The organism is Cupriavidus sp. SIMBA_020 (genome assembly GCF_046535395.1).
Taxonomy (GTDB): domain Bacteria; phylum Pseudomonadota; class Gammaproteobacteria; order Burkholderiales; family Burkholderiaceae; genus Cupriavidus; species Cupriavidus campinensis.
Window position 1 is genome coordinate 246,494 of sequence record NZ_JAWRWU010000006.1, and the last position, 25,638, is coordinate 272,131.

The 25,638-nt window shown below is 68.6% G+C and carries 25 protein-coding genes; 12 read left to right on the forward strand and 13 right to left on the reverse strand.

All coding sequences use genetic code 11. The annotated features are described in order from the left end of the window. Position 1 precedes the first annotated feature (1 nt). Positions 2-1,216 (reverse strand): cation:proton antiporter, encoded by a 1,215-nt coding sequence (locus SB751_RS14510; protein ID WP_144202214.1) that lies wholly within the window; start codon positions 1,214-1,216, stop codon positions 2-4. Between the two features lie 206 nt (positions 1,217-1,422). Here SB751_RS14510 and SB751_RS14515 point away from each other — a divergent pair, with 206 nt between their 5' ends. The 6 genes from SB751_RS14515 to SB751_RS14540 all read left to right on the forward strand — a co-directional run bounded on the left by SB751_RS14515 (position 1,423) and on the right by SB751_RS14540 (position 6,412). Then, complete coding sequence (locus tag SB751_RS14515; protein WP_410748180.1) at positions 1,423-2,847, forward strand: PepSY-associated TM helix domain-containing protein; 1,425 nt, start codon at positions 1,423-1,425, stop codon at positions 2,845-2,847. 78 nt (positions 2,848-2,925) lie between these two features. Next, positions 2,926-3,324 carry a hypothetical protein gene (locus SB751_RS14520; RefSeq protein WP_144202218.1) on the forward strand — a complete coding sequence of 133 codons (399 nt, stop codon included), beginning with the start codon at positions 2,926-2,928 and terminating at the stop codon, positions 3,322-3,324. 172 nt (positions 3,325-3,496) lie between these two features. Then, the gene (locus tag SB751_RS14525; RefSeq protein WP_144202220.1) at positions 3,497-4,288 is read left to right on the forward strand and encodes an alpha/beta hydrolase; all 792 of its coding nucleotides are present in this window, start codon (positions 3,497-3,499) and stop codon (positions 4,286-4,288) included. 98 nt (positions 4,289-4,386) lie between these two features. Further along, on the forward strand, positions 4,387-4,938 hold the full coding sequence (locus tag SB751_RS14530; RefSeq protein ID WP_144202222.1) for a DUF3455 domain-containing protein: 552 nt from the start codon (positions 4,387-4,389) through the stop codon (positions 4,936-4,938). Positions 4,939-5,066: 128 nt separating this feature from the next. Further along, the gene (locus SB751_RS14535; protein ID WP_244844387.1) at positions 5,067-5,645 is read left to right on the forward strand and encodes a sigma-70 family RNA polymerase sigma factor; all 579 of its coding nucleotides are present in this window, start codon (positions 5,067-5,069) and stop codon (positions 5,643-5,645) included. Beyond that, complete coding sequence (locus SB751_RS14540) at positions 5,642-6,412, forward strand: anti-sigma factor domain-containing protein (protein ID WP_144202225.1); 771 nt, start codon at positions 5,642-5,644, stop codon at positions 6,410-6,412. Before SB751_RS14535 ends, SB751_RS14540 begins: the two co-directional genes overlap by 4 nt. 5 nt (positions 6,413-6,417) lie before the next feature. Here SB751_RS14540 and SB751_RS14545 read toward each other — a convergent pair whose 3' ends face one another. From SB751_RS14545 to argH, 3 genes are all read right to left on the reverse strand, one after another. Continuing rightward, positions 6,418-7,410, reverse strand: coding sequence for a DUF3616 domain-containing protein (locus SB751_RS14545; protein WP_211942568.1), 993 nt, complete (start codon positions 7,408-7,410; stop codon positions 6,418-6,420). 98 nt (positions 7,411-7,508) lie between these two features. Then, complete coding sequence (locus SB751_RS14550) at positions 7,509-8,099, reverse strand: hypothetical protein (RefSeq protein WP_250025938.1); 591 nt, start codon at positions 8,097-8,099, stop codon at positions 7,509-7,511. Positions 8,100-8,278: 179 nt separating this feature from the next. Continuing rightward, positions 8,279-9,790: an argininosuccinate lyase gene (gene argH / locus SB751_RS14555; RefSeq protein ID WP_144202231.1), complete on the reverse strand. Its 1,512-nt coding sequence runs from the start codon at positions 9,788-9,790 to the stop codon at positions 8,279-8,281. A gap of 109 nt (positions 9,791-9,899) precedes the next feature. Here argH and SB751_RS14560 point away from each other — a divergent pair, with 109 nt between their 5' ends. Next, complete coding sequence (locus tag SB751_RS14560; protein WP_144202233.1) at positions 9,900-10,772, forward strand: LysR family transcriptional regulator; 873 nt, start codon at positions 9,900-9,902, stop codon at positions 10,770-10,772. Positions 10,773-10,776: 4 nt separating this feature from the next. Here the strand turns inward: SB751_RS14560 and SB751_RS14565 are convergent, their stop codons facing one another. From SB751_RS14565 to SB751_RS14580, 4 genes are all read right to left on the reverse strand, one after another. After that, positions 10,777-12,588, reverse strand: a complete 1,812-nt coding sequence (locus tag SB751_RS14565) for a tyrosine-type recombinase/integrase (protein WP_410748181.1) — start codon at positions 12,586-12,588, stop codon at positions 10,777-10,779. Positions 12,589-12,757: 169 nt separating this feature from the next. Next, a complete protein-coding gene (locus tag SB751_RS14570; RefSeq protein ID WP_410748182.1) occupies positions 12,758-14,422 on the reverse strand; it encodes an S-layer protein in 1,665 nt (554 codons plus the stop codon). Positions 14,423-14,533: 111 nt separating this feature from the next. Continuing rightward, positions 14,534-15,499: a transporter gene (locus tag SB751_RS14575; protein WP_250025935.1), complete on the reverse strand. Its 966-nt coding sequence runs from the start codon at positions 15,497-15,499 to the stop codon at positions 14,534-14,536. A 122-nt stretch (positions 15,500-15,621) separates the two neighbouring features. Continuing rightward, positions 15,622-16,677, reverse strand: a complete 1,056-nt coding sequence (locus SB751_RS14580; protein WP_144202258.1) for an SMP-30/gluconolactonase/LRE family protein — start codon at positions 16,675-16,677, stop codon at positions 15,622-15,624. Positions 16,678-16,954: 277 nt separating this feature from the next. On the opposite strand from SB751_RS14580, the gene serA reads away from it, so the two are divergent. Together serA and SB751_RS14590 are read left to right on the forward strand one after the other, a co-directional pair. Next, the gene (serA, locus tag SB751_RS14585) at positions 16,955-18,157 is read left to right on the forward strand and encodes a phosphoglycerate dehydrogenase (RefSeq protein ID WP_144202260.1); all 1,203 of its coding nucleotides are present in this window, start codon (positions 16,955-16,957) and stop codon (positions 18,155-18,157) included. Positions 18,158-18,373: 216 nt separating this feature from the next. Next, positions 18,374-19,363 (forward strand): tripartite tricarboxylate transporter substrate binding protein, encoded by a 990-nt coding sequence (locus SB751_RS14590; RefSeq protein WP_144202262.1) that lies wholly within the window; start codon positions 18,374-18,376, stop codon positions 19,361-19,363. A 31-nt stretch (positions 19,364-19,394) separates the two neighbouring features. On the opposite strand, the gene SB751_RS14595 is transcribed toward SB751_RS14590, so the two are convergent. After that, entirely contained in the window at positions 19,395-20,465 is a 1,071-nt protein-coding gene (locus tag SB751_RS14595) for a type IV toxin-antitoxin system AbiEi family antitoxin (RefSeq protein ID WP_144202264.1), read from the reverse strand. A gap of 300 nt (positions 20,466-20,765) precedes the next feature. Here SB751_RS14595 and SB751_RS14600 point away from each other — a divergent pair, with 300 nt between their 5' ends. Then, complete coding sequence (locus SB751_RS14600; RefSeq protein ID WP_250025933.1) at positions 20,766-21,053, forward strand: DUF2188 domain-containing protein; 288 nt, start codon at positions 20,766-20,768, stop codon at positions 21,051-21,053. An 80-nt stretch (positions 21,054-21,133) separates the two neighbouring features. On the opposite strand, the gene SB751_RS14605 is transcribed toward SB751_RS14600, so the two are convergent. The 3 genes from SB751_RS14605 to SB751_RS14615 form a co-directional block, all read right to left on the reverse strand. Beyond that, the gene (locus tag SB751_RS14605) at positions 21,134-21,448 is read right to left on the reverse strand and encodes a hypothetical protein (protein ID WP_144202268.1); all 315 of its coding nucleotides are present in this window, start codon (positions 21,446-21,448) and stop codon (positions 21,134-21,136) included. Between the two features lie 77 nt (positions 21,449-21,525). Beyond that, entirely contained in the window at positions 21,526-21,804 is a 279-nt protein-coding gene (locus SB751_RS14610; RefSeq protein WP_144202270.1) for a BON domain-containing protein, read from the reverse strand. 103 nt (positions 21,805-21,907) lie between these two features. Next, entirely contained in the window at positions 21,908-23,599 is a 1,692-nt protein-coding gene (locus SB751_RS14615; RefSeq protein WP_410748183.1) for a BON domain-containing protein, read from the reverse strand. A gap of 220 nt (positions 23,600-23,819) precedes the next feature. Between SB751_RS14615 and SB751_RS14620 the strand changes: the two genes are divergently transcribed. After that, entirely contained in the window at positions 23,820-24,179 is a 360-nt protein-coding gene (locus SB751_RS14620) for a hypothetical protein (RefSeq protein ID WP_410748184.1), read from the forward strand. A gap of 239 nt (positions 24,180-24,418) precedes the next feature. After that, entirely contained in the window at positions 24,419-24,919 is a 501-nt protein-coding gene (locus SB751_RS14625; RefSeq protein ID WP_144202274.1) for a hypothetical protein, read from the forward strand. A 15-nt stretch (positions 24,920-24,934) separates the two neighbouring features. Here the strand turns inward: SB751_RS14625 and SB751_RS14630 are convergent, their stop codons facing one another. After that, positions 24,935-25,477: a malto-oligosyltrehalose synthase gene (locus SB751_RS14630; RefSeq protein ID WP_144202276.1), complete on the reverse strand. Its 543-nt coding sequence runs from the start codon at positions 25,475-25,477 to the stop codon at positions 24,935-24,937. Between the last annotated feature and the right edge of the window lie 161 nt (positions 25,478-25,638).

Sequence of the window (25,638 nt, forward strand, 5' to 3'; positions counted from 1 at the left end):
CTCAGGGCGCCTCGCGCAGCCGCAGCGCCGCCAGCGCCAGCGGTTTCGCCAGGACGGTCGTGGCGAGAGCCATGAGCAGCAGCCCGGAGAATGCCGCCGCGCCGATCAGGCGATTCTCGAGCAGGATGGCCAGCACCACCACCTCCATCAGCCCCTTGGTCTGCGCCAGCGCGCCCAGCGTCCAGGCGTCGCGCCGCCCCAGGCCAGCCATCCGCGCCGGCAGCGCCGTGCCGGCCATCTTGCCCACCACGGCCACGACGGTGGCCACGGCAAATACCACCAGGGCGTCGCCGCCGGCCGTGGTCAGGTCCGTACGCAGGCCAGTCATCAGGAAGAAGAACGGCATCAGCACCACTACCGTGGTGGGCTCCAGCTGCCGGCCGATATCAGCCGCCGCGCCGCGCGGCAGCACCACGCCGGCCAGGAATCCGCCCAGGATGTAATGCAGGCCGATCATCTCCGAGGCGCAGGCCGAGCCGAAGATCAGCACCACCACCGCCGCCAGCCGCGCATCCGTCCCGCGCAGGCGCGGCAGCCCCGCCGCCAGCAGCGGCCGCACGATCAGGAACATGGCGGCCACGTATGCACCGCCAGTCAGCACCAGCCGCAGCGGCGCCTGGGCCGCCTGCCCGGTGCTGGCGAGGATGCACGAGAGCACGATCCAGATGGCGGCATCGCTGACCGCCGCGCAGGCCACCGCAAGCCGGCCGGCCGTGGAATCGCTCAAGCCCATTTCCCGCAGGATGGCGCCCAGCACCGGCAGCGCGGTCACCGCCATCGATACCCCCACGGCAATCGCAAACTGCCACAGCGTGGCGGCGTCGCCAAGCAGCCCGGGCCGGTACTGGCCGAGACCCAACCCGGCGCCCACGCCCAGCGCAAACGGCACCAGCACGCAGCCCAACGCGGCGCTGATCGCGATCTTCCGCAGGCCGCGCGCCTCGCCGCCGCCAATATGCAGGCCGGACAGGAAAGCGAACAGCACCACCGCCAGCCATTGCAGGCCGGTCAGCGCGGTCAGCCGTGTGGCGCCGAACAGCGCCTGCCAGCTATCCGGCCAGAAGGCCCCGAGCAGCGACGGCCCGAGCAAAATGCCGCCCACGATCTGCATGACCACGAGCGGCACGATGCCGCCCATGCGCAAGCCGCGCCACAGCAGGAGCGGGGTGCCGACGACCAGACAGGCCTGGGCGAAGAAGATCGAGGTGGGATTCATGGCTGAGCGAGTTGGCGCGATGCAGCGGCGATGATACCTCGCCGGCGTCACGCGCCCACCGCTCGGGGCGGTGTCTTGGGGCAGGCAAGCGCGAAGCGGCCCCCAATAGCAAGGGCATCATAGAGCACATCGTCCAGCGGCATTCGGTCGCAGCCGCAAACGCCACCCGGACGGTATCCTTGGCCCACGTTTGTTTCGCACGCGCCATGCCCCCTATCGCTCCCCGGCCCGCCCCCCGGCCCGCTCCCACCGCAAGCGCGGACGCCTCGTACCGCATGCTCTGGCGCTGGCATTTCTATGCCGGCCTGTTCGTCATGCCGTTCCTGATCGTGCTGGCCGTGACCGGCACGCTCTACTGCTTCCAGCCGCAGATCGAGCCCCTGCTCTACCCGCACTTGCTGAAAGCCGAGCCGTCCGGCGATCGGCTACCCCCCCAGCGGCTGCTGGACCGCGCGCGCGTGGCGGCGCCCGCCGGGGCAACGGTCACCAACTACACGCTCAACACCGATCCGCGGGCGAGCGCCGAGTTCGTGTTCCGCCTGCCTGCAGGCGGCAGCGACAGCGTCTACCTGAACCCCTACACCGGCGCCTACCTAGGCAGCCTGAGCGTGGAAGACCGGTTGATGAAGCAGGTGCGCATGCTCCACCGGGCCTTGCTCGTCGGCAAGCCGGGCGAGTTGCTGATGGAACTGGCCGCATGCTGGGTGCTGGTGATGATCGCCACGGGCCTGGCGATGTGGTGGCCGCGCCTGCGCCAGCGCGGCGCGCGCGCCTTCGTGCCCGGCCCCGCCACGGGATCACGCGGCGGGTGGAAGGAAATCCATCTCGCGCTGGGCGCATGGCTGGCGGTGGGCGCCGTGGCGTTCATCCTCTCCGGGTTGCCGTGGACGGGCTCATGGGGCAAGCAGTTCAAGGCGCTCGCCACGGCCGCCAATCTCGGCCGCCCGGCCGATGGCCAGGGCGACATGCACGCGCATGCCGCGCCCCCGGCCAGCGGCGCCGATCACATGAAGCACCACCACACGATGGAATCGCTGCCGCTGGCGGACATGCCCTGGGCCGTCGGCCTGACCACCGTGCCCAGCGTAGCCCCGGCGAAGACCGCGCCGCTGACGCTGGATCAGATAGTGGCCGTGGTGGCCGCCCAAGGCATCACCACCGGCTGCCAGGTGGTCTTCCCGAAGGCCCCCGGCGGCGTCTACACCGCCTCCTGCTTCCCCGCCGATCCACGCGGCGAGCGCACGCTCCATATCGACCCCGCCAGCGGGCAGGTCGTCAAGGATCTCCGCTTCGCCGACTACGGCCCCGTGGCGCAGGCCATCTCCTACGGCACCTCCCTGCACATGGGGCGCTACTTCGGGCTGGCCAACCAGCTCATCTGCGCGGCGATTTCCCTGGGCCTGATGGCAATGGCTGTGACCGGCCTGGTGATGTGGATCCAGCGCAAGCCCGCGCGCAAGCTCGGGGCACCGGGCCATCCCGCCGCGTTGCCGCCGATGCGCGCCTGGGCCATCGGCCTGGGCCTGCTCGGCGCCGTGTTCCCGATGATGGGCGTCACGCTGCTTCTGGTCTGGCTGCTGGACCGCCGCATCGCCGGGGCGGGCGGCGTGCGCACCGCGCCGACGGTGTGACAGGTCGGGCCGGGGCATTGGGGGAATTTGGGAGAATTTGGGGGTAAGATCGCTGCACTCCCCAGCCTTGCATCCACCGTGGAAGACGCTCCGTACCTTGATTTCGACGCCTTGCAGCAACTGGCGCAGCACACCGACCACGTCACCGCCGACTGCGCCTGTGCCACTGACGCACTCCTTGGCTGGGCCAGCCTGCCGATTTCGTTTCCCGAGCCACAACTGAAGAAGATCGGCACGCTGGTCGCCAGCGCCTATGAGGAAGCGACGTTCCAGGAGTACGACCCCGACAGCGTCGGCTTCTGGTCGCCGGACGCCCCCGTGGCACCGCTGTACTACCCGGCCAACCGCTGCGATGTCTGGGCGTGCACGGTCTGCAGCCGCGCGTTCCTGCGCTACGTGGAAGGCGGCGGCTACTTCGTCGATCCACGCATCCGGCGGCTCACGGGCCGCGTGCTGGTGGATGCACGTCTGGGCTGAAGCGCCCGCCTAGCGCGCGCCTCATTGTCAAAGGCGCACGATGCTTCCATGACTGCATGCGGCGGCGTCCCTTCACCCGATCGACAAAGGAATACACCCGCCGGCGGTTCGTCTGACTGAAGACAGCGCATCACGCTGCATTTCACTCTCCGCCTGATCAAAAGGACAGACCATGAACCTCCACCGTACCCTCCCGGCCACACTGGCCGCACTTGCCGCTCTCACCCTCGCCTCCGGGGCCATGGCGCAGACGCCTTCGCCGGCCAACACCGTCCCCGTCAAGAACATCGTGCTGGTGCACGGCCTGTATGCCGATGGATCGAGCTGGGAAAAGGTCATTCCGCTGCTGCAGGCGAAGGGCTACCACGTCACATCGGTGCAGAACCCCACCACGTCGCTGGACGCGGATGTCGACGCCGTCAAGCGCACGCTCGCGCTCCAGGACGGCCCCACGCTGCTCGTGGCGCACTCCTATGGCGGCATGGTCATCAGCCAGGCCGGCGACGACCCGAAAGTGGCCGGGCTGGTCTACATCGCCGCCCGCGCGCCAGATGCCGGAGAGGACTATCCCGCCCTGACCCGCAGGTTCCCCGCCGCACCCGCCTCCGCCGGCCTGCAATGGGGTGCGGACGGCTATGGCCGATTGTCCGAACAGGCGTTCCTGCACGACTTCGCCGGAGATCTGCCCGAGACCCAGTCGCGCGCCTACTACGCCGTGCAGCAGCCGATGGGCAAGGCCATCACCATGGCGAAGACCACCGTCGCGGCATGGCGTGACAAGCCCACGTGGTACGCGGTGTCCACCGAGGACCGCACCATCAACCCGGATCTGGAGCGCTTCATGGCCAAGCGCATGGGCGCGCAGACCGTGGAGATTCCGGCGAGCCATGTCTCGCTGCTGTCGCGCCCGCAGGATGTGGCCAGCCTGATCCTGCAGGCCGCTGCCGGCAAATCTGCCGGATAAAAACTTCCGCGCCACTGCATCCAAACGCTCCGCTGGTGTGTAGCCCCTGTGCAGCCTCCGGGTTCGCACCGATCCACGACACACCAAGGAGCCCCACCATGATCCGCACCTCCCTTCTTGTTCCCGTCTCCGCCTGCCTTGCCCTGACCGCCTGCGGCGGCATGCACCAAGCCGGTCCGATGCCCGCGCCCATGCCGGTGGCCGACGCCATCAAGGTGCCAGACGGCCACAAGCTCGCCATGCAGACAGTTGGCGTGGGCGAGCTGCGCTACGAATGCCGGCCCAAGGCCAACGCCGCCGACCAGTTCGAATGGGCCTTCGTCGGCCCCACCGCCACGCTGAACGACCGCAGCGGCAAGGCAGTCGGCAAGTATTACGGCCCGCCCGCGACGTGGGAGGCCATGGACGGCTCGAAGGTCACCGCCACCCAGGTCGCCGTGGCGCCGGCCGGCGATGGCAATATCCCCCACCAGCTCGTGAAAGCGAATCCAGCGACCGGCAGCGGCATGATGAGCGGCGTCACCTTCATCCAGCGCGTGGCCACCCGTGGCGGCGTGGCGCCGGCGGCGGCCTGCAGCGCGGCCAATCGCGGCGCGGCGCAGATGGTGCGTTACCAGGCGGACTACCTGTTCTGGAAAGCGGCGGCCTGAGCGGGCTGGCGCGCGCGGCATTAGGGAAAGCCCAGCGGGCCGCTGCCGACTGTCGGGCGTAAGATGTGCGCTCGGGCGCCCCCAGCCCGCCGCCCCTTGCAGCCCTGCAGCCACCAGAGAGCCCGCTCTTGACCGCCGCCCTGCCCTCCGTCAACGACCATTTCGACTACGAATCCGCGCTCGCCGGTTGCGCCGCGCGGGACGTGACGGCCTTGCGCCGTCTCTACGAGCATGCAGCCCCGTACCTGTTGGGCGTGGCGGTCCGTATCGTGCGGGACCGGGCCCTGGCGGAAGACGTGCTGCACGACGCCTTCGTCAAGGTCTGGAGCCATGCCCATACGTTCGACCCCGCACGCGGCGCGGCGCGCGGCTGGCTGTTCAGTCTGGTCCGGCATCAGGCGCTCAACCTCGTGCGTGACCGCCTGCGGCTGGTGCTACCCGACGAGGAGATGGCGCAGGCCATCGAGGACGAGGCAGCCCTGGCCGCCATGGCGGGCGCGGCCCCGGCCGGCGAGACCCGCGTGATGCTCGGCCGGCTGGCCATCTGCCTCGACCAACTGGACCCGCCCAAGCGCGACAGCATCCTCTATGCCTATGTCGATGGCTGCTCGCACAGCGAGATCGCCGCGCGGCTCGGCGCGCCGCTGGGCAGCGTGAAAGCCTGGGTGCGGCGCGGCCTGCAGGCGCTGAAGGAGTGCATGCAATGAGCGTCGATGCCGGAGATCCGCACCGCGGCGATTGGGATGCGCTGGATGAACTCGCCGCCGGCTACGTGCTGGGCACGCTTTCCGCCGCCCAGCGCGAAGACGTGGCGCGCCGCCTGCCCCAGGAGCCCGGCCTGCAAGACCGTGTCGATGCCTGGGAAGCGCGCCTGCATGCCTTGTCGGCCCTGGCCGAGCCGGTCACGCCCGCGCCCCGCGTCTGGAGCGCCATCGCGCGCAGCATCGGCCATGCCGAACAGCGCCCCACGTCTGCCACGTCTGCCACGTCTGCCACGTCTGCCACGTCTGCTACCGTCAGGCCCGGATGGTGGCATTCGCTGGCGCTGTGGCGCGGCATTGCGTTCGGGGCGACGGCCTGCTCGCTGCTGCTGGCCGCCATGCTGGGCCTGCGCGCGTTCGCGCCGCCCGCGCCGCCGCGCTATGTGGTAGTGCTGGCCGCGCCTCAGGACAAGACACCGGGCTGGCTGATCCAGGCCTCCAGCCCACGCCGGCTGAAGCTGATTCCGCTCGGCGCGCAGGCCGCGCCAACCAACCGGGCGCTGCAGTTCTGGACCAAGGCGGACGACTGGAGCGGGCCGGTCTCGCTCGGTCTGGTGCAGGCCAACCAGTCGCTCGATGTCGCGCTGGACCGCCTGCCAGCCCTCCAGGACAACCAGTTGTTCGAGATCACGCTCGAGCCCGCCGCCGGGTCGCCCATCGGGCGCCCGACCGGCCCGGTGCTCTACATCGGCCGCGCGGTGCTGGTGCGCTAGCGCGCTTACGGTGCTACCGTCACGCTGCGGAATCCCTGCCGGGCTGCCGGCAGGCGCTTGCATTCCACGCCGTCGCGCAGCACGCCACCATCGTCGCTCAGAATGCGCAGGCGCTGCGTGCCGGGCATCGTGAAGATGGCTTCCGGCTTCAGCGTGGCGATAGCCGACTGGCCGAACGCCACGGGCCGGTCACTGGCGGCGCCGGACCATCGATACAGCGCAAAGGTGCCGTCATCGGCCACCGGCCCGGCCGCGATCACATAGCCGTGCGCCACGCGCTCGATGCTGCGGATGCCCCGTCCGCCCAGATCTAGCAGTACCGGGCTGCCAAACTTCGCCGGCTTGGCGTCGATCAGCCCGTCGGGGTTCTCCAGCGGCACGAGAATGGCCTTGCCATCGACCAGCGGATTGCGGAAGCCAATCAGCAAGCCGCCGTCCGCCGCCGCGAGCCCTTCGATATTGAGCCCGCCCGGGCTTTCCGGCGCCCGTTCGGCAGCCGCCTTGAGCGGCAGCGACGCCAGCGCCGGAGCCGCCACGAGATCCTTCAGCAGATCCTGGTAGGGCCGGCCCACCGGCTTGAGCGACAGCCGGCCCGGATCAAGTTCCACCGCGAAGAACCGATGCCGGCGCCCCTGCACCTTGCCCTTGGCATTGCGCCCGTGCGACGAGATGACGTAGGCGCGCTGGCCGACAACAGCCGCGCCTTCGAGGTCCGACTCGCCATCGTCATCGGTGCCGAGGAAGTTGCCGAGCGTGAAGGTCTTGACCGCGCGCGCCTGACCGGGCTGGTACACCGTCAGCACATTGCGCTCGTCGCCCACCACCACGAAGTGGTCCGGGCCGAGGGAAAAGCCGGCCGAGGCGTCGCAGAGTCCCGCGTAGGTCTCCACGGCATCCGCCGGCCCAGCGGCCCCGGCCCCCCCAGCCGCCGAGGCCCCGCCCGCGCCAAGCATCAGGCATAGCGCCAGACAAACCATGCTGCGTCGGGGGATTCGCATCGTCGGTTCTCCTTCAGGGTGGGGGCTGCGACACCACGCCGGGCCGGGCCCAGCATACGCGCACCGGAAGCCCGCGTCGCTCGGCTGTGGGAATCTGGCTACAGGATCGTACACGTGCCGCGTTGCGCGGGACGCTGATACATGTCGAGCGAGAGGCCGCTGCTGGCATCGACGTATGGCGTGACCTGGCCGCAGATTTCGGCAAAGTCATACAGAATGCCGCCGAAGTTGCCGGCGTCGGGGCTTCCGACGATGCGGAGGCGCCTGACCGTGTCGTCGAGGTCGATGCCCAATATGCGCTCCTGTCCGCCGAAGTGGACCACCGCCAGCAACGCCACGGTGTGCATGCCGGTGTAACGAGACCCGGGCATCGTCACGTTACAGCCGCTCAGCAACAACGGGCCGTGCGCAAGTTCGGCGCGCAGTGCGTCGTCGTCCAGCCCGCAGCCGCCACGGCGCAGCGGCTTCACGCGGCCATTGGCGATGCCTGCTGCCGCAAGCACTACGCGGCTGTGGTCGAAATAGCATTGGCCCGGCTGTTGGGGCTTGAGCATCCGCGCCGCAAGGAGCCGGGCGACAGGCGCGTAGGATTTGAACAATTGCAGGGAGGCAAACTTTGGCATGACGGATTCCTGAAAGGCGACCATGCGTCGCATGATGCGCAAGTCGAAGGAATCTATCAGCGCCACCGCGCCCCGCCTCTGATGCCGGACAAGCCCGCGTGGCGCCGAGGCATTCTCGTACAGTTTCGCCAGGGGGGCGGGCGCCGGCTGTTCGATGCGCTCAGCGGGGTGCCGCTGGGGGAGGCCGTGTCCGCCAGCGGCACCGTGCCGGGCGTCAGGCCGCCAGTGCAGATCGGCGATGCCTTCTATATAGATGGCCCGCGCGCAAGCGTTTCGACGGCTCGCTTCAGCGCGGCACGCTCGGTCTGCATACGCTCACGCATGGCGCTCACATCACTTCGCGCCGCGCTCAAATCGGCCCGTTGGGCCAGAACCTGCGCCTGTACCAACGCGGGCGACGGCCCGCCGGCGGCAGTGCGTGCAGCCACGCCAGATTCCGGGTCGAGGCTGCGCGCCACGGCCTCGGCGGACAGGTGCACGGCGCGGCCTGTGTGGCGCAGCGCCGCCGCATCGACCATTGCCGAATCGATCTCGCTGGCCGGCAGATGGCGGTCCAGCGCGTCGCGCACCACCGCGCCCACCACGTGGTGGGCCTCGCGGAACGACATGCCGGCGCTGCGCACCAGCGTGTCGGCCAGATCGGTGGCCATCGAAAAATCCCGGCGGGCGCGCGCCAGCATGTGACTGGCCTGCGGCGTGGCATGGCTCAGCACCAGCCGCAGCAGGGCCACGCAGCGCTTGCACTCGTCCGCCGCCTCCCAGAAACCGCGCATGCTTTCGCGGTTGCCGTCGCCGCTGTGCGTGAAATGGCTGCCCTTCAGCGCCGCCAGCGAGGCCGTGAGCAGGCCGATCATGTGACCGCCCTTGCCCTTCAGGTATTCGAGCACGACCGGGTTTTTCTTCTGCGGCATGATGCTCGACGTGCCCGCCACGCTGTCCGGGAAGTCGATCAGCCCGAATTCCGGCGTCGCCCAGACATAGAGATCCTGCGCCACGCGGCCCCAGGTGACTGTGCCGATGGTGATGGCGGCGAGGATTTCCCACGCAAAGTCGCGCGAGGCCACGCCGTCCAGCGAATTGGTGGTCGGGGCGGAGAAGCCGAGCCAGCGCGCCGTGGCCGTACGGTCGATCGGGAACGCCGTGCCGGCCAGCGCTCCGGCGCCAAGCGGGCAGGCATCGAGCCGGGCCAACGCCTGCCGCAGCCGGGCGATGTCCCGCCCCAGCGACTCGGCCACGCCGGCCAGGTAATAGCCATAGGTGATCGGCTGGGCCGATTGCAGGTGGGTGTAGCCCGGCATGACGGTGCCGGCATGCTCGGCGGCGCGGTCCAGCAACACCGTGCGGGTGGCCAGCAGTTCGTCGAGGATGGCCAGCGCCGCGTCACGGGCGCGCAGGCGGTCATGCGTGGCCAGGATGTCGTTGCGGCTGCGCGCCACGTGCAGCCGCCCGCCCACGTCGGCGCCGGCCAACGCCATCAGCCGGGCCTCGTAGTTGAAATAGGCGTCCTCGCGGGCCGGGTCCAGCGGCACGGCGTCCGGGCCCTCGGCCTCGATGCGCACCAGCGCCTGCGCCAGTTGCGTGGCCACCTCGGCCGGCACCAGCCCGGTGCCGTGCAGCATCAGCAGGTGCGCCTGGTTGATATCGCTCAAATACGGGAAGCCACTGCCGAATTCGCGCGCCAGGCGCGGCAGGTAGATGTGTTCGCAGACCTCGGGGGCGGTAGCCTGGGTCAGGCGGCGGCTGACTTTCGATTCCATACGTGTGTTGTTCTCCGGTACGTTGGAGCCAAGTATGGAAATACGGTGGTCATATCGTCAAATCAGTTATTTCGGCCTGTGCATACGGATTTGATATACCATCGCCCGCATGAATTTCAAACAGATCGAAGCCTTCCGGGCCGTGATGGTGACCGGCTCGATGACGACCGCCGCCACCCAGCTGCACACCTCGCAGCCGAACATCAGCCGCGTGATCGCCCAGCTGGAGCGGGAGACGGGATTCAAGCTATTTGCGCGGATTGCCGGCCGGCTGACGCCGACCGTGGAGGCCGAAGCCCTGTTCCGGGACGTGGAGCGCTCCTTCCTCGGGCTCGACAGCCTGCGCGCCTCGGCGCGGTCGATCCGGGAGGTGGGCGTGGGCACGCTGCGCATCGGCACCGTGCCGTCGATTGCCATGAGCGTGATGCCGCAGGCCATCGCCCGGTTCCGGGAGCAGCACCCGGACGTGCCTATCGCCGTGCATACCAGCGATTCGCCAACCGTCGCCAAATGGACGGCGAACCAGTTCTGCGACTTCGGACTGGTGTCTTACGTGGTGGAGACGGCGGGCATCGACAGCGCGCTGCTGCGCGACGAGCCCGGCGTCTGCATCGTGCCCGCCGAGCACCGCCTGGCGCGCAAGCGCGTCGTCCACGCGGCGGACCTGGACGGCGAGCGCTTTATCTCGCTCACCCATGGCGATGGCACGCGCGCCATCGTCGATGCCGCCTTCGCGCCGGACCGGCGCGTGCTGACGCTGGAGACGCCCTACGCCGCCACCATCTGCACGATGGTGGAGATGGGCCTCGGCGTCAGCGTGGTGAACCCGGTGGTGGTGCGCAGCCTGAAGCTGCCCGGCGTGCGCGCCATCCGCTTCGAACCCGCCATCCCGTTCGAAAGCTACGTCCTGCACAACCAGCAACGCCCGGTGCCAGCGCTGGCGCAGGCGTTCCTGGACTGCCTGCCCGCGGCCGACGCGTAGTGGCTTAATACATCCCAGCCTGATCCAGTTCCCGCGCGCGGCGGGCGTCCTCGGCGTGCACGTAGATCGAGGTGGTCGCCAGCGAGGCATGGCCCAGCTGGTGCTGCACCACGTCCAGCGCCACCCCGCGTGCAATCGCGTGCGAGCCGAAGGTGTGGCGCAGCCAGTGCGCGCTGGCCTGCCCGAGCCGCGCCGCGCCGGCGGGGTCTTCCGCGGCCATGGCCTGCGCCGCCTGCGCGAAGAAGCCCTTCCAGATCGCATCGAGCTGCGCCACGGACAGCCGGCCCACGGCGCCATCGTCCTTCACCCGCCCGATCAGCGGCGTGGACGGGTGCAGCCGCTCCAGCTCGCGCCCCAGGCCGCGCGCTTCCAGATAGTCACGCAGCGCCTCGATCACCGGGCCCGGCACATGCACCTCCCGGGCGCGCGTGCCTTTGCCGACGAACGAGAGCGTCCACACGCCACGCTGGTCGGCGGCCAGGTCCTGCTGGGCGAGGTCGCCCACGGTCACCTGCGCCTGCTCGGAAATCCGCAAGCCGGTGGCATAGACGAAGCGCAGCATGAACTGGAGCCGTGCCGTGCGCGGGTCATCCGCCGGCAGGCCCGCCGTGAACTTGCGCAGGAACTGCCACTGGGCGTCGGTAAAGCTGCGCGCCACCTTGATTCGGCCCTGCCCCGCCGCCTTGGGCTTGGGCAGCAGCTCGAACGGGTTGTAGCGCAGGTACTGCGCGTTGACCAGCCACGCGCACAGCGATTTGACGATGGTGAACGCCTGCCGCACGCTACCCGCCGACAGCGGTCCCTCGAATGGCCGCCAGTCGTGGCGATAGCGCGGCGTGCCGCGCGGGCCGACCCACTGGGCGGCCGGTTGCGGATCGGCCAGGAAGGTCAGGTAGGCGCTGCAATCCTCGACAGTCAGGTCGGACAGGGCCTTGCCGCGCGCGAACACGGCCCAGAGCAGGAAGCGCTCGGCCTGCGTGCGATAGGCGCGCCAGGTGTGGCCGCCCACGGGCGGATGCACGCCCAGCCAGGCGTGGATGGCCATCAGGTCGTTCTGGGCCGAAATGCGGGAATCGACGCCGGGCGGCGTACGGTTGTGGCCCTGCCGGCCGTCCAGCGCGGGCGGCAGCAGCAGCGATTCGAGTGGCGCCACCGCCGCTGCCGGCGCACGCAGGCTCGCCAGTTCGGCGGCCGTGGCGGTGCGGCGTGGCACCAGCGCGGCGGCGGGAATCGCGCCGATATCGTCGGCCTGATCGGCCAGCCATGCTTCGATGCGCCGGGCGGTATGGTCGCCGATGCGCCGCGCATGGCGGTGCCAGCGCGGGCCCTCATGGCCGATCACGGCTTGCAGCGCGCCGAGCGTGGCCCAGCCCGCCTCGACCAGCCGCTGGGCGATGGCCGGCGCGAACCAGCCAGTTACGGCGTCGTCACGCGTGGGGCGGGAAACCAGTTGGGGCTTGAGCGCGTCAAGCACGCGCAGCAGCTTGCGGCGACGGTTCTGGCGCGCGGTGGCGCTCTCCTCCGCCGGCGTGCGGAACAGGCCCAGCCAGGCGCGCTCGGAGATGGTCGGCTGCCCGTCGGCACGGGTTTCCAGCCGCTTGACGCCGCGCGCCAGCTCGGATTCGATCCAGCCGATGGTGGTGCGGGCCACGCGCAGGTCCAGCCCGGTCTCCAGATAGCGGTCGGCCAGCCGGGCGAGGTCGATCCCCTCGAGGTAACCGCGATAGAAAGCGAAGTGATGCGGGCCAAGCAGCCGCTCCGGGGCAACGGGCGGGCGCTGCCGGCGACGGACGGCAGTACGTTCAGGGTCAGACAAGGTGCAATGCGGACATCAAGGCGAAGGGCGCGATGATACCGCTGTTTGTTTTTCGCCCCTCTCCCGCTTCCAGGAGAGGGGAAAACCACCCCTTACAGAAACGTCTGTGCCTTGATAATTACCATTATCTCGACCCGGCGTTTAACGCCGCAAACTCAGCTACCTACCGTCACGAACCCACCGTCACGAACACCGGGTTCGAGTAGAACCAGAGGTCGTTGTAGTTGCGGGCGTTGATGGCGTTGAAGCGCGCGGTGTCCTCGGTGACCGTGGTCTTTGCGTCCGGCAGCGGGTTGCCGTTCTGGGTCTCGCCCGCCACGTTCATGCCGAGGTTGGTGCCGCGCAGGCGGAAGTACTGGTTCTTCGCCGCCGTGTAGGTGTAGGTCACGGCGTAGTACCCGTCCGAATCCAGCTTCCAGTCGGCCGATGTAAAGGTGGCGATCACCTTGGTCGAGTCGTTGGTTTCCTTGCTGTAGCCCGGCGTGCCAGCCGCGGCGCGAGGCGTCACGTCTCCGGCGATCAGGTCGATGTGGTCCACCGTGGGGCGCACGTTCACGTTGATGCCGCTGTTGATCGGGTACTCGTAGTGGTTACGGTCCGGGCTCTTGAAGCGGATGCTCACCGTCACGGTCTCGCCGGCCTTGGCCTTCAGCTCGCCGCCCATCTCGCCCTTGCCGGCGGCGCCGGCCACGTTGAAGTCGAGCGCGTTGATCAGGTCGCCGAACACCGAGAACATGCGGCCCGAGCGCACGCCTTCCAGCACGCCCTTGATCCCCGTGTACTGGTTTTCGATCCAGACATAGGTCTTGGCGTACTCACCCGGAAAGTAGCCGCTGCTGTTCGCGCCGATGGTCTTGAAGTGGTGGTCGGAGTCGGCCACGTTCCAGAAGCGCCGGCCGTCACCGAGCAGCGCGTCCCAGATGCCGCCGACCTGCGCCACCACGTAGTCCACCCCGCCGTAGACGCGGTTCTTGAGGTTGGCGTCCACGTAAGCGGTGGTGTAGCCGCCGCGGTCCGGCTCCATCTGGTTGCCGACCATGCCTTCCACGCCGAAGACGATGTTCGGGGCGGTGTCGTTGAACTCGCGGTAGTCGGCGGCGGTGTACTTGCCGGTGTTGCGCGAGGGGTGGTTGATCAGCGCGTAGCTGGTGTCGGGATAGTTGTCCCGCAGCCAGGCCACGGCCTTCACGGCGTCCGCGTGCGTGGTGTAGGCGCGCGGGCCCTTGGCGTTCCAGTTGGTCACGTCCACCGGATCGAACTGGGTGTCCGGGCGGTTCGTGAAGAAGTATTCGAACTCGTTGGCCGCCTTGGTGGCCGTGCCCAGCGGCGCGCCGCCGAAAATGCCCACGTTCATGTGGTCATGGGTGGGCATGTCCCATTCGAAGGCCGAGAAGATCAGCTTGTTGACGTACGCGCCATTGACCTGCATCTGGCGCACCGCCGGCATCTCGTACTGCGCCATGGCCTGCGAGAACGGCAGCGGGCCGCCGACGATGGCGGTGCCGTTCTGGTCGCGCGTGGACGGGCGCAGGTGGTTGGAGATGGCGGTCCAGTCGAGGCTGTTCTTGACCAGCGCCTCGTCCAGCACGCTGGCGAGCAGGCTCTGGGCATCGTCCGATTCCACGGTGTGGACGTGCAGGTCGCCGGTGGTCCATTTGCCCGTGGCTGCGGCGGGCGTCGGGTTGACCGGGGTGCCGGGTTCGGTGGGGCTGGTCGGGCCGGACGGCGTGGCCGGGTTCGATGCCGGGGCATCGTCGCTGCTGTTGCAGCCGTAGAACAAGGCGGAGACAAGCACAGCTGCCGCGATGCCGATCGCGGAGTGGGTATAACGCATTTCTGACTTCCCTGATTTCTAGTTTGAGCGCCGATGGTGCCGGCGATTCATGACAGGAAAGTGATAGTCGTGCGTATTTTCAGAAAATCATTGCGCAGGATGGAATACCCGCTACAGCACCAGTGTGACAGTCGCCATGAATGTGGAGGTACTGTCGAGCCGGTTCTTGCTGCTCACCGTCGGCACCCAGCGCAGCCCGAACGAGAGCGGATGCTTGCCGCCGAGCCTGGTGTCGTAGGTAACGATCGGCCCCATGGCAAAGTCGTGGCCGTGGAAGCCGTGCAGCAGGTCTGCCGTGGGGCCGCTATCGCCGCCGAGCTGCTGCACCGTGCCCATGACCAGCCCCACGCCCCACGGCCCGAAGCGCTTCACGCCCATCACGTCCAGCGTGAACAGCGGCGCGTTCTGGTAGTCGGTGGCCGTGTTGCGCGTGTAGAACTGGAACGCGCCGACGGCGTTGAATTCCAGCCCGTACTGCGGCATCAGGTGGGTGAAGGCCACCTGCGGGACGAAGGTCCAGTTGTTCAGGCTCGGATTGGCCAGCGCGTCCTTGTTGTACTGGCCGGTGGGCGCCCAGACGTTGAAGCTCAACGCCATGTGGCTGGTCTTGGAGAAGTGATAGCCGGCGATGATCGGGGCGAAGTAGATATCGAACAAGTTCGAAGCCCGGTCCGACGTGCCGGTCGAGAAGTTGCCCAGCGCGCCGCTGGCGCCGGCCGTGGCGTGCACGGTGGTCCAGACATAGGGCAGCGTGAAGCTGGAGGCGAAGTTCCACGCGCCGGGGCCGGTGTCCCAGACCTTCATGGCGGTGGCCAGCGTGAAGGCAATCTTGGCTTCCACACCGAGCGTGGTCCGACCGCCGATGGGCACCTGCCGGTCGCCGCCCACGGAGCCGTTCAGGTAGATCTCGCCGAAGTTGACCACCCAGACCGGCTCGGGCGGCACCACGCCAGCGTTGGCCTGCACGCTGGTGCCAGACACCGGGCGGCCCAGCGCCCCTTCCGTGGCCTGCGCGGCCAGCGGGAGCAGGCCCGCGCCGCACGCCACCGCGCCGTACAGAAGCGACTTCCCGACCATTGACTGCCTCCATCCCGTATCTGCCAGCATGCAGGCATGCTGACAGAATCCATACGGAATGGAATTCAGTTTTCTCGTCGGCGAGTTGAAACTTTTCAGCGATTTTCGATCAATATCGAGAATCAGACCGCGCCGCGCGTCTCCACGTACAGCGCGTACAGCGAGTGGCTGGACGCCATATAGAGACGGTTGCGCTTGGGGCCGCCAAAGCAGAGGTTCGGGCAGCGTTCCGGCAGGTGGATATGGCCGATGGCCTTGCCCTGCGGATTGAACACGCGCACGCCGTCCAGCTTGGCCGGGTCCGCGCCGGGCGCCCCGCTACTCCCCCAGCCGGCCCAGATGTTGCCGTCCACGTCGCACTTCATGCCGTCCAGCGCGCCGGGGCCATTGGCGTCGATCAGCTTGGTCTTGTTCGACAAACCGCCGTCCGCTGCCACGTCATAGGCCCAGACCACGCGGTGCGGCTGCGCACGCGCCTCGATCACGTAGAGCTTCTTCTCGTCCGGCGAAAAGCACAGGCCGTTCGGGCCGTTGAGATCGGCAATGACCTGCGTAACCGCGTTGTCTTTCGGATCGATCCGATAGACAGCGTGCGGCAGTTCTGGCGTGGCCTTGTCCCCCTCCCACTCGCCGCCGATGCCAAACGGCGGATCGGAGAACCAGAGCGAGCCGTCGGACTTGCAGATGATGTCGTTGGGGGAGTTGAAGCGCTTGCCCTGGTAGCGGTCTGCAAGGACCGTGATGGACCCGTCGTACTCGGTGCGGGTGACGCGGCGCGTCAGGTGCTCGCAGCTGACCAGCCGGCCCTGCTTGTCACGGCAGTGGCCATTGCTGAAGTTGGCCGGCTGGCGGAACACGCTCCACTGGTTGGCGGCTTCGTCGTAACGAATGATGCGGTTGTTGGGGATGTCCGAAAACAGCAGGTAGCGGCCGTCGCCGAACCAGACCGGCCCTTCCACCCAGCGGAAGCCCGTGGCGAGCTGCTCCACGGTGGAGCTGAACAGGCGGTATTTGGCAAAGCTGGGGTCGAGGATCTCCACGGCCGCGTCGGGATAGCGCTGGCTCGGCTTGAATTCGAAAGCCTGGGCGAGAGCCACGCCGCTGGCAGCCGCCGCTGCGGCCGCGCCGCCGGCTTTCAGCAGCGTCCGCCGCCGTGCGTCGATTGGGGTGTCTTGCATCGATTGTCTCCGTCCTCGTTATAGTTATCGGACATCATATGAGAACAAAAGCGGCGCCGCAAGCATTCGGTTAGAGGATGTTGGCGACAATTGCCTTGGTTGTACGATGACAAAGACATCCAGGCGAGGGGGCACCGCGAGTGCCCAGCCATGCCCACTTCATGAGCACGGGTAAGGGACAGTGATAAGGTGAGCGCATCGGCGCGCCAGCTCCTCAGTTCCTCATGGCCGCGCGCCCGGCAGCATTCCCAACCTCCCTGACCTTCGGCAGACCCTCATGGCCACCGCCATCCTCCTAGAAAATATCCACGCCAGCGCCCAGCAGATGCTGGGGCGCCATCAGATCGACGTCGCCACGCAGGGCAAGGCCCTCGCCGGCGAACCCCTGCAGCAAGCGGTGCAGGGGCACGAACTGCTTGGCATCCGCTCCGCCACCACGCTCACGGCGGAAACCTTCGCCCAGCCCGGCAAGCTGCTGACGGTGGGCTGCTTCTGCATCGGCACCTCGCAGGTCGACCTCGGCGCGGCGGCCCACGCCGGCATTCCGGTGTTCAATGCCCCGTTCTCCAACACGCGCTCGGTGGCGGAACTGGTGATCGGCCAGGCGATCATGCTGATGCGCCGCATCCCCGAGAAAAGCCGCGCGGCCCATCTGGGGGAATGGCAGAAATCCGCCAAGGGTTCGTTCGAGATTCGTGGCAAGACCATGGCCGTGATCGGCTACGGCAATATCGGCGCGCAGGTTGGCATCCTGGCTGAAGCCATGGGCATGCGCGTGGTGTTCTACGACATCCGCCCGCGTCTCTCGCTCGGCTCGGCCATGCCGGCCCACACGCTGGAAGACGCGCTGGCGCAGGCCGATGTGGTCACGCTGCACGTGCCCGCCACCCCGCAGACGCGCGGCCTGATCAACGCCCGGGCGCTCTCGGCCATGAAACGCGGCGCCATCCTGCTCAACGCCTCGCGCGGCACGGTGGTGGATATCCCCGCCCTCGCCCAGCATCTGGACGATGGCCACCTGGCCGGCGCCGCCATCGACGTGTTCCCGGAAGAGCCGCGCAGCAACACCGACCCGTTCGTCACGCCGCTGCAAGGCAAGCCCAATGTCATCCTGACCCCGCACGTGGGCGGCAGCACCGAAGAGGCGCAGGAGAATATCGGCGTGGAAGTGGCAACCAAGCTCGCCAACTTCCTGGAAACGGGCGCGACCATCGGCGCGGTGAACCTGCCCGAAATCCAGCCGAACCCGCTCGAGGCCCCGGCGCGCATCCTCAACATCCACTACAACCGCCCCGGCACGCTGTCGCACTTCAACCAGGCGCTGGCCGAGATTGGCGCCAATATCGTGGCGCAGCAGTTGCAGACCGCCGGCGATATCGGCTACGCCATCACCGATATCAGCCTGGTGCCGCCCGCCGGCTGGGCCGAGGCGCTGATGCGTGACGAGGCCTTCATCCGCACCCGCGTGATCGCCGCCTGACATTCAGCGGGCAGCGCTCCTCACCGCCCCCACCGGCGCCTCCGGACTTACCCGGAGGCGCCAATGCAGCCGGCGCATGACGTCGATGAAATCGACGGATAGCGGGCTCGCACCCCCTGCAAGGCGCCCCGCGCGCCCTGTCTCCCGGTCATACTGCGGCAGATGTATTGCCAGCCGGACAACCACGATCCGGCGTGATGAACCCAAGGAGACAACATGCAACGTCGTACCTTTGTCCGCTTCGCCATGGCCGGCGCCGCCGTGGCCGCCACGGGCGCCGGCATCCTGCCGGGCGTCGCCCAGGCCGCCGATGAATTCCCCACCCGCCCGATCCGCCTGATCGTGCCCTACGGCGCCGGCGGCGTGACCGACCAGGTGGCCCGCGCGCTGGCCGATGCGGCTGGCCGAGAACTGGGCCAGACCATCGTGGTGGAGAACAAGCCGGGCGTCAGCGGCACACTGGGCGCCACGCAGATGGTGACCACCGAGCCGGACGGCTACACCCTCAGCATGGCGCCGGTGGTGATCTTCCGCCTGCCGCACGTGCAGAAGATGCGCTACGACCCGCTCAAGGACCTGACCTACGTGTCGATGATCGCGGACTACAACTTCGCGGTAGCGGTGAAGAAGGACGCCAAATGGCAGACCATGCAGGAGCTGATTACCGAGGCCAAGGCCGACAAGCGCGGCATCAGCTACGGCACCACCGGCATCTATGGCAGCCAGCATCTGACGATCTCCGAGCTGGCGCGTGTTACCCAATCGAACTGGACCCACGTGCCCTATAAGGGCGACGCCGAGGCCATCACCGCCCTGCTGAGCGGCTCGTCGGACGTGGCCGTGCTGTCCAACACCCTGCTGCCTTACGTCCAGAGCGGCCAGATGCGGGTGCTGGCCACGCTGTCGGAGAAGCGCGCGGCGGACTTCCCGGACGCCCCCACCCTCAAGGAGATCGGCTATCCGGTCTGGTCGAACTCGCCGTTCGGGGTGATCGGGCCGGCCGGCATGAAGCCCGCCGTGGTCAAGCGGCTGGACGATGCGTTCCGCAACGCGCTCAAGGACCCCAAGTTCCTGAACGTGACGCGCCAGTACGGCATGGTGACCAACTACATGGGCCCCGAGCAGTATTCGGCCTATGCGCAGAAGGCATTCAAGAGCGAGGGCGAGATTATCGCGCGGCTGGCAGCGGCGATGAAGAACCAGTAAGGCAGGATCGGGCGATGGTGGGCCGGGGGTGTCAGAACCGGTCCAGCACGTCCTTGATGCGCGCCTTGCGCAGCTGCGTGGCCGCCGCGAGGTGGTCCGCATCGAGCGTGGCCACCAGATCGGCATAGACCAGGACCGGCGGCGCCAGGTCTGTGCGGCCCGGTGCCGGCGTCTCCCCGCCCTCCACCGATGGGTCCCAGAACGCTTCCAGCACTTCCACCATGCCGTCCGGGTCCGGCCGCAGCCGGTGTTTCTGGGTCAGCACCTGCAGCGCGCCCGCCATCCGTGCAGGGGCGATATAGAGCGTCTGGCTGGCCGGACGGATCCCGCCGACCATCGCCGCCGCCGCGACCTCGCCACTCCAGTAGCCCCCCAGTTCCGCCGCGTTGACGGCCTGCCACCAGTCGGCCGCCGGCGCGCTGAAGCGGCGCGGCTGCAACCGGTGGCGCAGGATGGTCGGATAGTTGGCCACCCATTCATCGAGCAGCCGGTCCGGCGCGGTCAGGCGGCGTCCCTCGTCCTCGCGCGTTTCCAGCAGCCAGCCGCGCGCGGAGAGGCCGTTGAACACCGCCCCCACCGAGCCCAGCGCAATGCCGCTGACCCGGGCGATCTCCCGGTACGTGGCCTGGAGCAGTTCCGGCTGGCACAGCAGCGCGAACACCATCCGTTGCGAACTCGGATTGCCGCTGATGCGCACGGCGGGCCGCACCACGCTGTCCGGCGGGGTCTGGCCGATGACGAAGACGAACAACTCCGGGGCGTCGAGGAAGGTATTGCCGGCCGTGTCGAGGAACTGGAGCCCCATTTCGCGGCATTGCCCGGCCAGCGCCGGCGTCAGGTAGGTGGTAACGAGCAGGCCCGGCGCGCGCTCCTGCAACTGGGCGCGCACCACGGAGAGGTCCGCCACTGTGCGCACCGAGCGCCGGCACTCCACCGCGTAGCGATGGGCGGCGTCGCCGCGCCGCAGGGAAATGGCGGCCACCGGCGCCTCGCCGCCGGGGTCACGCCGGCCATGGCGGATGCGGGCCTGCATGCCGGTGGTGCGGTGCAGGGCCACCAGCGCGGCCTCCACCCAGTCGATATCGCCCGCCTTCTGGTCCATGGCTGCGTCCTCCGGGTCGCCGAACGGGAATCGGGAAAGGTAACCCCGATCATGGACCAAAGGACGCCGCTGTTCAACTTTTCGCGCTGTTCAGCCCGGTTGAACAGGCGGCGAAACATGAACATGGCGGGCGGCTGACCCTGCCCCCCGCCGCCCGCATCACACGCCACGCGGCGGCCGCCGACAGCCCTGTCAGACAAACGCCGATTCAGCGTGCCGGGGTCGCCATCCGAGAATATTGGCAGTCCGCGAGGAGACGGACCTCTCATCATTCGGGAAGCGACCAGGAGCACTTTCACCATGCCGAAGAATTTTCACATCGTGTTGAACGACGGCTTTTGGGATCTGCGGGCGGACGGCGTGCCGCGCGCCATCAGCCGTCACAAGACCCGGGACGAAGCCATCCGGGTGGGCCGGGCGGCGGCGGAACGCCTGAAGGTCTCGCTGCGTGTGGAGGACGAACAGGCTGAGGAAGCCGAAGCGGTAGCCGAGGTGGCAGAGGTGGCGGGCGCGGGGCAGGCCGATACGTCCGGCGGCCCCCCCACGTTCAAGGCGGATTGCGGGATTGCGCGCATGGCCGCGGCCTGAGCCCCGTCCAGCCCCGTGCAGCCCCGCCCCGTTCCTGTGACAACGCCCCCTCGGGGGCGTTGTTGCGTGGGGGTGGCGTGTCAGGAGCGATTGTCCACCGGCGGCGCGTCGGGGTCCCGGCTGCCCGGGTCATGGAGGTCCTGCTCGTCCTCGCCGGGCGACGCATTGCCCCGCCCTTCCTGCTTGCCCCGCTCCGCCAGCGGGTTTGATTGTGGGCCCGACTGCGGGCCGGACTGCGGACTCGACTGTGCGCCGGACTGCGCGCCGGACTCCGTGCCGGACTGCGGGGCCTGCGGGTTGTCGCCGCGCTGGCCGGCATCCGCGGAAACCGCATCATGGTTGCGACGGCGGTCCCGATTGCGCCGGCGGCGTGTTCCTGCATAGGCGAATGGCATGGGCGTCTCCTTCTTCTTGCTGTGATGCGGATGGTCGTCCTGCGTTGCAACGTCCGGCTGGGGTGTCTCCGTCTCCGCTAGCGGCCTGCCCCGGTTCGGTCAGGCGCCACGCGGACGCGGTTCTCCACGGCGCGCACGCCGGGAATGTGGTCGATGGCGTCCTCGATGCGCGCGCGGTCTGCGCGGGTGCCGATGGCGCCTTCCAGCGTCACCGCGCCTTCCCGCACGGTCAGCGACACCTCGCTGACATCAATCCCGCTGCGCCAGAGGCGTTCGCAGAGCAGGTCATGCAGCGATGCATCGGAGCGCACGCGCGTGGCGCGCTGGCTTCCGGGCGCCGGGTTCAGTTCAGTCATGGTGGCTCCTGGGTTTGGGGGGACCGCCGCATCGCGGCGCTGCGGCGGCGCGATGCGGTGCCGGCGGTCAACTAGACGCTAAGGTCGATGCTCAGGTCGATGCTCAGGTCGACGATTTCCCCGGCGTGGTCGAGTCAAGGTGCTGCTCAATAGCAGCGGGCGCCTTGCCGCTCTTGCCGGCCTCCAGCCCGCCCGTATAGCTGCTGGCGGAGGATCCGGTGGCGCTGCCCGAGCTGCTCATCCCGCTGAGGCGGCTGCCGGATTGGGTGCCCGATTGGCTGTCCGATTGCCTATCCGATTGGCTGCCGGACTGTGCAGCCCCCTCGCGCCGGACCCGCAACTGGTTCTGCACGTCCTTCACGCCGAACACGTCGTCGGCAATATCCTCGATGCGGTACTTCTGCTGACGGTCCATCACCGACCCGCTCAGGGTGACCACGCCGCCGGACACCGTCACCTCCACGTCGCGGACGTTGAGGCGGCCGTTGTGAGTCAGACGCTCGCAGAGGTCTTCGCGAATGCGTTCGTCGGAGCGCTGGTAACCCTTGGGCGCCACGCGCTGGGCACGCGCCACCGCCGAGCCGCCCGCGCCGCCATAGCCGCGATTGAGCGAACTGCGCTCGTTGGCGCCGGTGAACTGCTCGTAGGCCCGGTCGTCGCGGTCATAGCCGGCCCGGTCGACGCCGGCCGAGCGGCTGGCGCCGCCGTAGCCGCCGTACCCACGTGAACCGGCAGCCGGGCCACCCCAGTTGCGGGTGCCCTGCTGACCGCCGGACGGTTCGTAATCGGACACGCCATAGGCGCCGGGATAGTGAGTACGCATGTCCGGTGAACGACTCGGCTCATCCCACGGCGCGCCGCCGCTGCGCGACGTGTCGGGCCACTGCCCGCTCATCTGGCGGCTGCGCTCCTGCATGCGGGGGGACTGCTCCTGCATGCGCCGGTTCGGCTGCTGGTTCGACCATTCACTGGCACGTCCCGCACGGCCTTCCTGATGCCAGTCGCCCCAGCGCTCACGTTCGCCCGCACCCACAAAGCGCTCGCGGGATCCGCGCTGCTGGCCTTCGCCATACTCTCCGTAGCGGCCTTCGCCATAGCCACTGGGGCCGCCCAGATCGCGCCCGCCGCCGGGGTTCCAGCCCTCGCCAGCGCGGTTGCCGCCGTAGCGGTGGGCTTCCATGCGGCGCGGGTCGCCGCCATAGCCGCTGCGCTGGCCGTAGAGGGTCGAAGACGACTCATCGTCACCATAACGTTCACGCTCGCCCCGGCTGCGCTCGTTCTGCTCATTGCCGTAGCGCTCGGCCTGACCCTGATAACCGCTGTAGCCGCTTCCCGTCCGCACGGAGGATTCCGGCGACGATGACCGGTCCGCACCTTGCTGGCCGCTGCCCTGCCAGTCGTTGCCGCCGCCGTGCTGCTGGCTGGCGCGTCCTTGCCAGTCCGAACCACCGCCTTGCTGCTGGTTCCCTTGCTGCTGATGGGACAGCCAGCCGCCGCTGTCGGCCTGTTGCTGGCGCTGCTGCGGCCAGTGGTTGCCGCCCTGATCCTGCCAACCGGCGCGCTGGACACTGCCGCGTTGGTCGCGTTGGTCGCGTTGGTCGTCGGTGTTGCGATCGTCGTCGCCGTCACTGCCGTAGCCGCCCGAGGCGCGGTCGTCCGACCCGCCGCCCCCGTAGTTGCCCCTGTAGTTGCCCCTGTAGTTGCCCTGGTTCATGTCGATCTCCGGTTGATCGTCGATCGCGGCGCTGTCGTGCCGCGCCACGCGGTTGCCAATGACCAGGGACGCAAATTCCATACCGCACGCCGCAACGGGGCTCGTGCGCGCCACGGCGCACGCCGGGCGTGCTTCCCCATCCCCCTTTTACATGCCGATATAAAAGGTGCAAAACCCTGCACCGGCGCGGCGGCCAAGTAGTCGATGTCCTACATGTGTTTCAGGCATCGCCCCCAAGTGGCCGGCGGTCGTCCCGAATATCGTGGAAGTACCGTGAGGACACAATCTTGGAGAAACCGACATGAAACGTACGCTTACCGCCACCGCCCTCGCCCTCAGCGCACTGATCGCGATGCCCGCCATGGCCCAGGGGGGCGGACAGGCCCCCGTCTCGCCGAACGTGCCGAATCCGAGCGCACCCCCGGCCCCTGAAGGCCCCAGCACGCAACGCGGCACCCTGCCTTCCGCCACCCAACCCGGCGGCAGCGGGACGATGAGCAGCGGCTCGACCATGCAAAAGGACAGCACCACGACCAAGAAGGATCCCACGGCACGCTCGAAGAAGCCGCGTGAGCAAGGCGCCCCGGCCGTGCCGACTGCCGATGCACCATCCGGCCCGAAGGGTGACTCGCCGGACCCGGCCCCGGGCACCAAGCGCTAATCCTCAACAAGCCCGCCGACCGGCCCCGCGCCGCCCAACTGCGTCTTGCAGCGGGGCGGCGCGTTGGCGCTTGCGCGTGTTGCGCGCGTGTTGTGCGTGTGTTGCGCGTCTTGCATGCGTGCAAGACTGATCTGCACGAAATTTCAGGGAGATATGGATCGGCCTTTCGTCCCGGAGCGGCTGCGGTCTCCTACAGTGAGACATGACAAGACAACCGCAAGGACATGACGGAGACGTTGATGGATGCATTGACTACTACACTCGCTCGACTGAGCCGCCATGCCCAGTCGTGCGCAGAGTCGTTGTCCGCCGTGGCCGCCGCGGCGTCTGACCCGCAGATGCGCGCCGTGCTGGCCCATCGCGCGAACATGCAGCGCTGTGCGGCGGCCGAGCTGGCCGTCCGGGCCGGGGCCAACCTGGGCGACGGACACGGTACTTCGCACGGGTCTCCCGTGCCCCCGGCACGCCGCGATGCGCCGGGTAGCCCCGGCATGCCCTCGGCGGACGCGGGCGAGTTGCTGCTGCTGCGCCACGCTGCGCAACAGGCCGGCCGCGCCGCCAGCGCCTATGGTGCGCTGCTGCGCGAGCCGATCGACGATCCGGACCTGCGGCTGCTGCTCGCGCATTACTACCGGGGCGCCACGGAACTGCAGCGGCTGCTGGAACAGCGCGTGGCCGAGTTCTCCCCGGCGCGGGCTGCGGGCATGACGTCACGGCGCATGAGTCCGCCGCTGCATTAGGAGGATGGCGGCGTCCTAGCCTTGCGGATAACCGGCGCGCAGCAGCCCCGCCTGGCGCGGCGCGGTCAGCTCCTGCTGCGGCTGGTAGGGCCGGATCACCAGCGCCACGTAGTCGTCGTTCTTGGGCGACACCACCAGGTACACCAGACCCGACATGACCAGGGCCACCTCGCCCAGCTGCGCGGCGATGCGCGCGGCAATGAAGCGCTGGAGCAGCACCGGATCCACCGTGGCGTCGATGGCCAGCGCGGCCGTGCAGATCGTCATCAGGCACTGTTCCACGGCGCGGCAGACCACCACCACCTCGTCGATGGCGTACCCGGTGTGGGCGGCGCGCACGAGCACGGAAATGCCCTCGCTGGTCGTGGCGCGATGCCAGCCGGGTTTGGCGCGGAAGTCGGGCAGCGCGAGGCGAGACCCGGCGCCCGTGGCCACCGCGTTGAACTGGTGGGCAAAGTCGCGCGGACTGATCGAGAGGAGTTGTTTTTCCACGGGCGTGGAGGAGACGGCCACCGATGAGGCGAGGCTCATCGTCACCAGGATGCCGGACAAGTTCATCGTGATCTCCCTGGCTGACGCCCGGCGGTGCCCTGCACCGCGTGGGTCACGCAGCCCACCATCCCTGAGCAATTGGCATTCCAGCCTCTGGCGGGCGGTCTGCATGGCGCCTGTGTGTCGCGGTCCCCTGCCTGAAACTATAGGCGGCGGCGGGTCTTGGT

Excerpts from the sequence above, each read along its gene's own strand:
- SB751_RS14595 (WP_144202264.1), bottom strand. The coding sequence starts at position 20,465 with ATGGACCAGAAGGCGGGCGATATCGACTGGGTGGAGGCCGCGCTGGTG.
- SB751_RS14545 (WP_211942568.1), bottom strand. The coding sequence starts at position 7,410 with ATGCGAATCCCCCGACGCAGCATGGTTTGTCTGGCGCTATGCCTGATG.
- SB751_RS14560 (WP_144202233.1), top strand. The coding sequence starts at position 9,900 with ATGAATTTCAAACAGATCGAAGCCTTCCGGGCCGTGATGGTGACCGGC.
- SB751_RS14525 (WP_144202220.1), top strand. The coding sequence starts at position 3,497 with ATGAACCTCCACCGTACCCTCCCGGCCACACTGGCCGCACTTGCCGCT.
- SB751_RS14515 (WP_410748180.1), top strand. The coding sequence starts at position 1,423 with ATGCCCCCTATCGCTCCCCGGCCCGCCCCCCGGCCCGCTCCCACCGCA.
- SB751_RS14615 (WP_410748183.1), bottom strand. The coding sequence starts at position 23,599 with ATGGAATTTGCGTCCCTGGTCATTGGCAACCGCGTGGCGCGGCACGAC.
- SB751_RS14620 (WP_410748184.1), top strand. The coding sequence starts at position 23,820 with ATGAAACGTACGCTTACCGCCACCGCCCTCGCCCTCAGCGCACTGATC.
- SB751_RS14605 (WP_144202268.1), bottom strand. The coding sequence starts at position 21,448 with ATGCCATTCGCCTATGCAGGAACACGCCGCCGGCGCAATCGGGACCGC.
- SB751_RS14510 (WP_144202214.1), bottom strand. The coding sequence starts at position 1,216 with ATGAATCCCACCTCGATCTTCTTCGCCCAGGCCTGTCTGGTCGTCGGC.
- SB751_RS14580 (WP_144202258.1), bottom strand. The coding sequence starts at position 16,677 with ATGCAAGACACCCCAATCGACGCACGGCGGCGGACGCTGCTGAAAGCC.
- argH (WP_144202231.1), bottom strand. The coding sequence starts at position 9,790 with ATGGAATCGAAAGTCAGCCGCCGCCTGACCCAGGCTACCGCCCCCGAG.
- SB751_RS14540 (WP_144202225.1), top strand. The coding sequence starts at position 5,642 with ATGAGCGTCGATGCCGGAGATCCGCACCGCGGCGATTGGGATGCGCTG.
- SB751_RS14625 (WP_144202274.1), top strand. The coding sequence starts at position 24,419 with ATGGATGCATTGACTACTACACTCGCTCGACTGAGCCGCCATGCCCAG.
- SB751_RS14590 (WP_144202262.1), top strand. The coding sequence starts at position 18,374 with ATGCAACGTCGTACCTTTGTCCGCTTCGCCATGGCCGGCGCCGCCGTG.
- SB751_RS14530 (WP_144202222.1), top strand. The coding sequence starts at position 4,387 with ATGATCCGCACCTCCCTTCTTGTTCCCGTCTCCGCCTGCCTTGCCCTG.
- SB751_RS14570 (WP_410748182.1), bottom strand. The coding sequence starts at position 14,422 with ATGCGTTATACCCACTCCGCGATCGGCATCGCGGCAGCTGTGCTTGTC.
- SB751_RS14610 (WP_144202270.1), bottom strand. The coding sequence starts at position 21,804 with ATGACTGAACTGAACCCGGCGCCCGGAAGCCAGCGCGCCACGCGCGTG.
- serA (WP_144202260.1), top strand. The coding sequence starts at position 16,955 with ATGGCCACCGCCATCCTCCTAGAAAATATCCACGCCAGCGCCCAGCAG.
- SB751_RS14630 (WP_144202276.1), bottom strand. The coding sequence starts at position 25,477 with ATGAACTTGTCCGGCATCCTGGTGACGATGAGCCTCGCCTCATCGGTG.
- SB751_RS14600 (WP_250025933.1), top strand. The coding sequence starts at position 20,766 with ATGCCGAAGAATTTTCACATCGTGTTGAACGACGGCTTTTGGGATCTG.
- SB751_RS14575 (WP_250025935.1), bottom strand. The coding sequence starts at position 15,499 with ATGGTCGGGAAGTCGCTTCTGTACGGCGCGGTGGCGTGCGGCGCGGGC.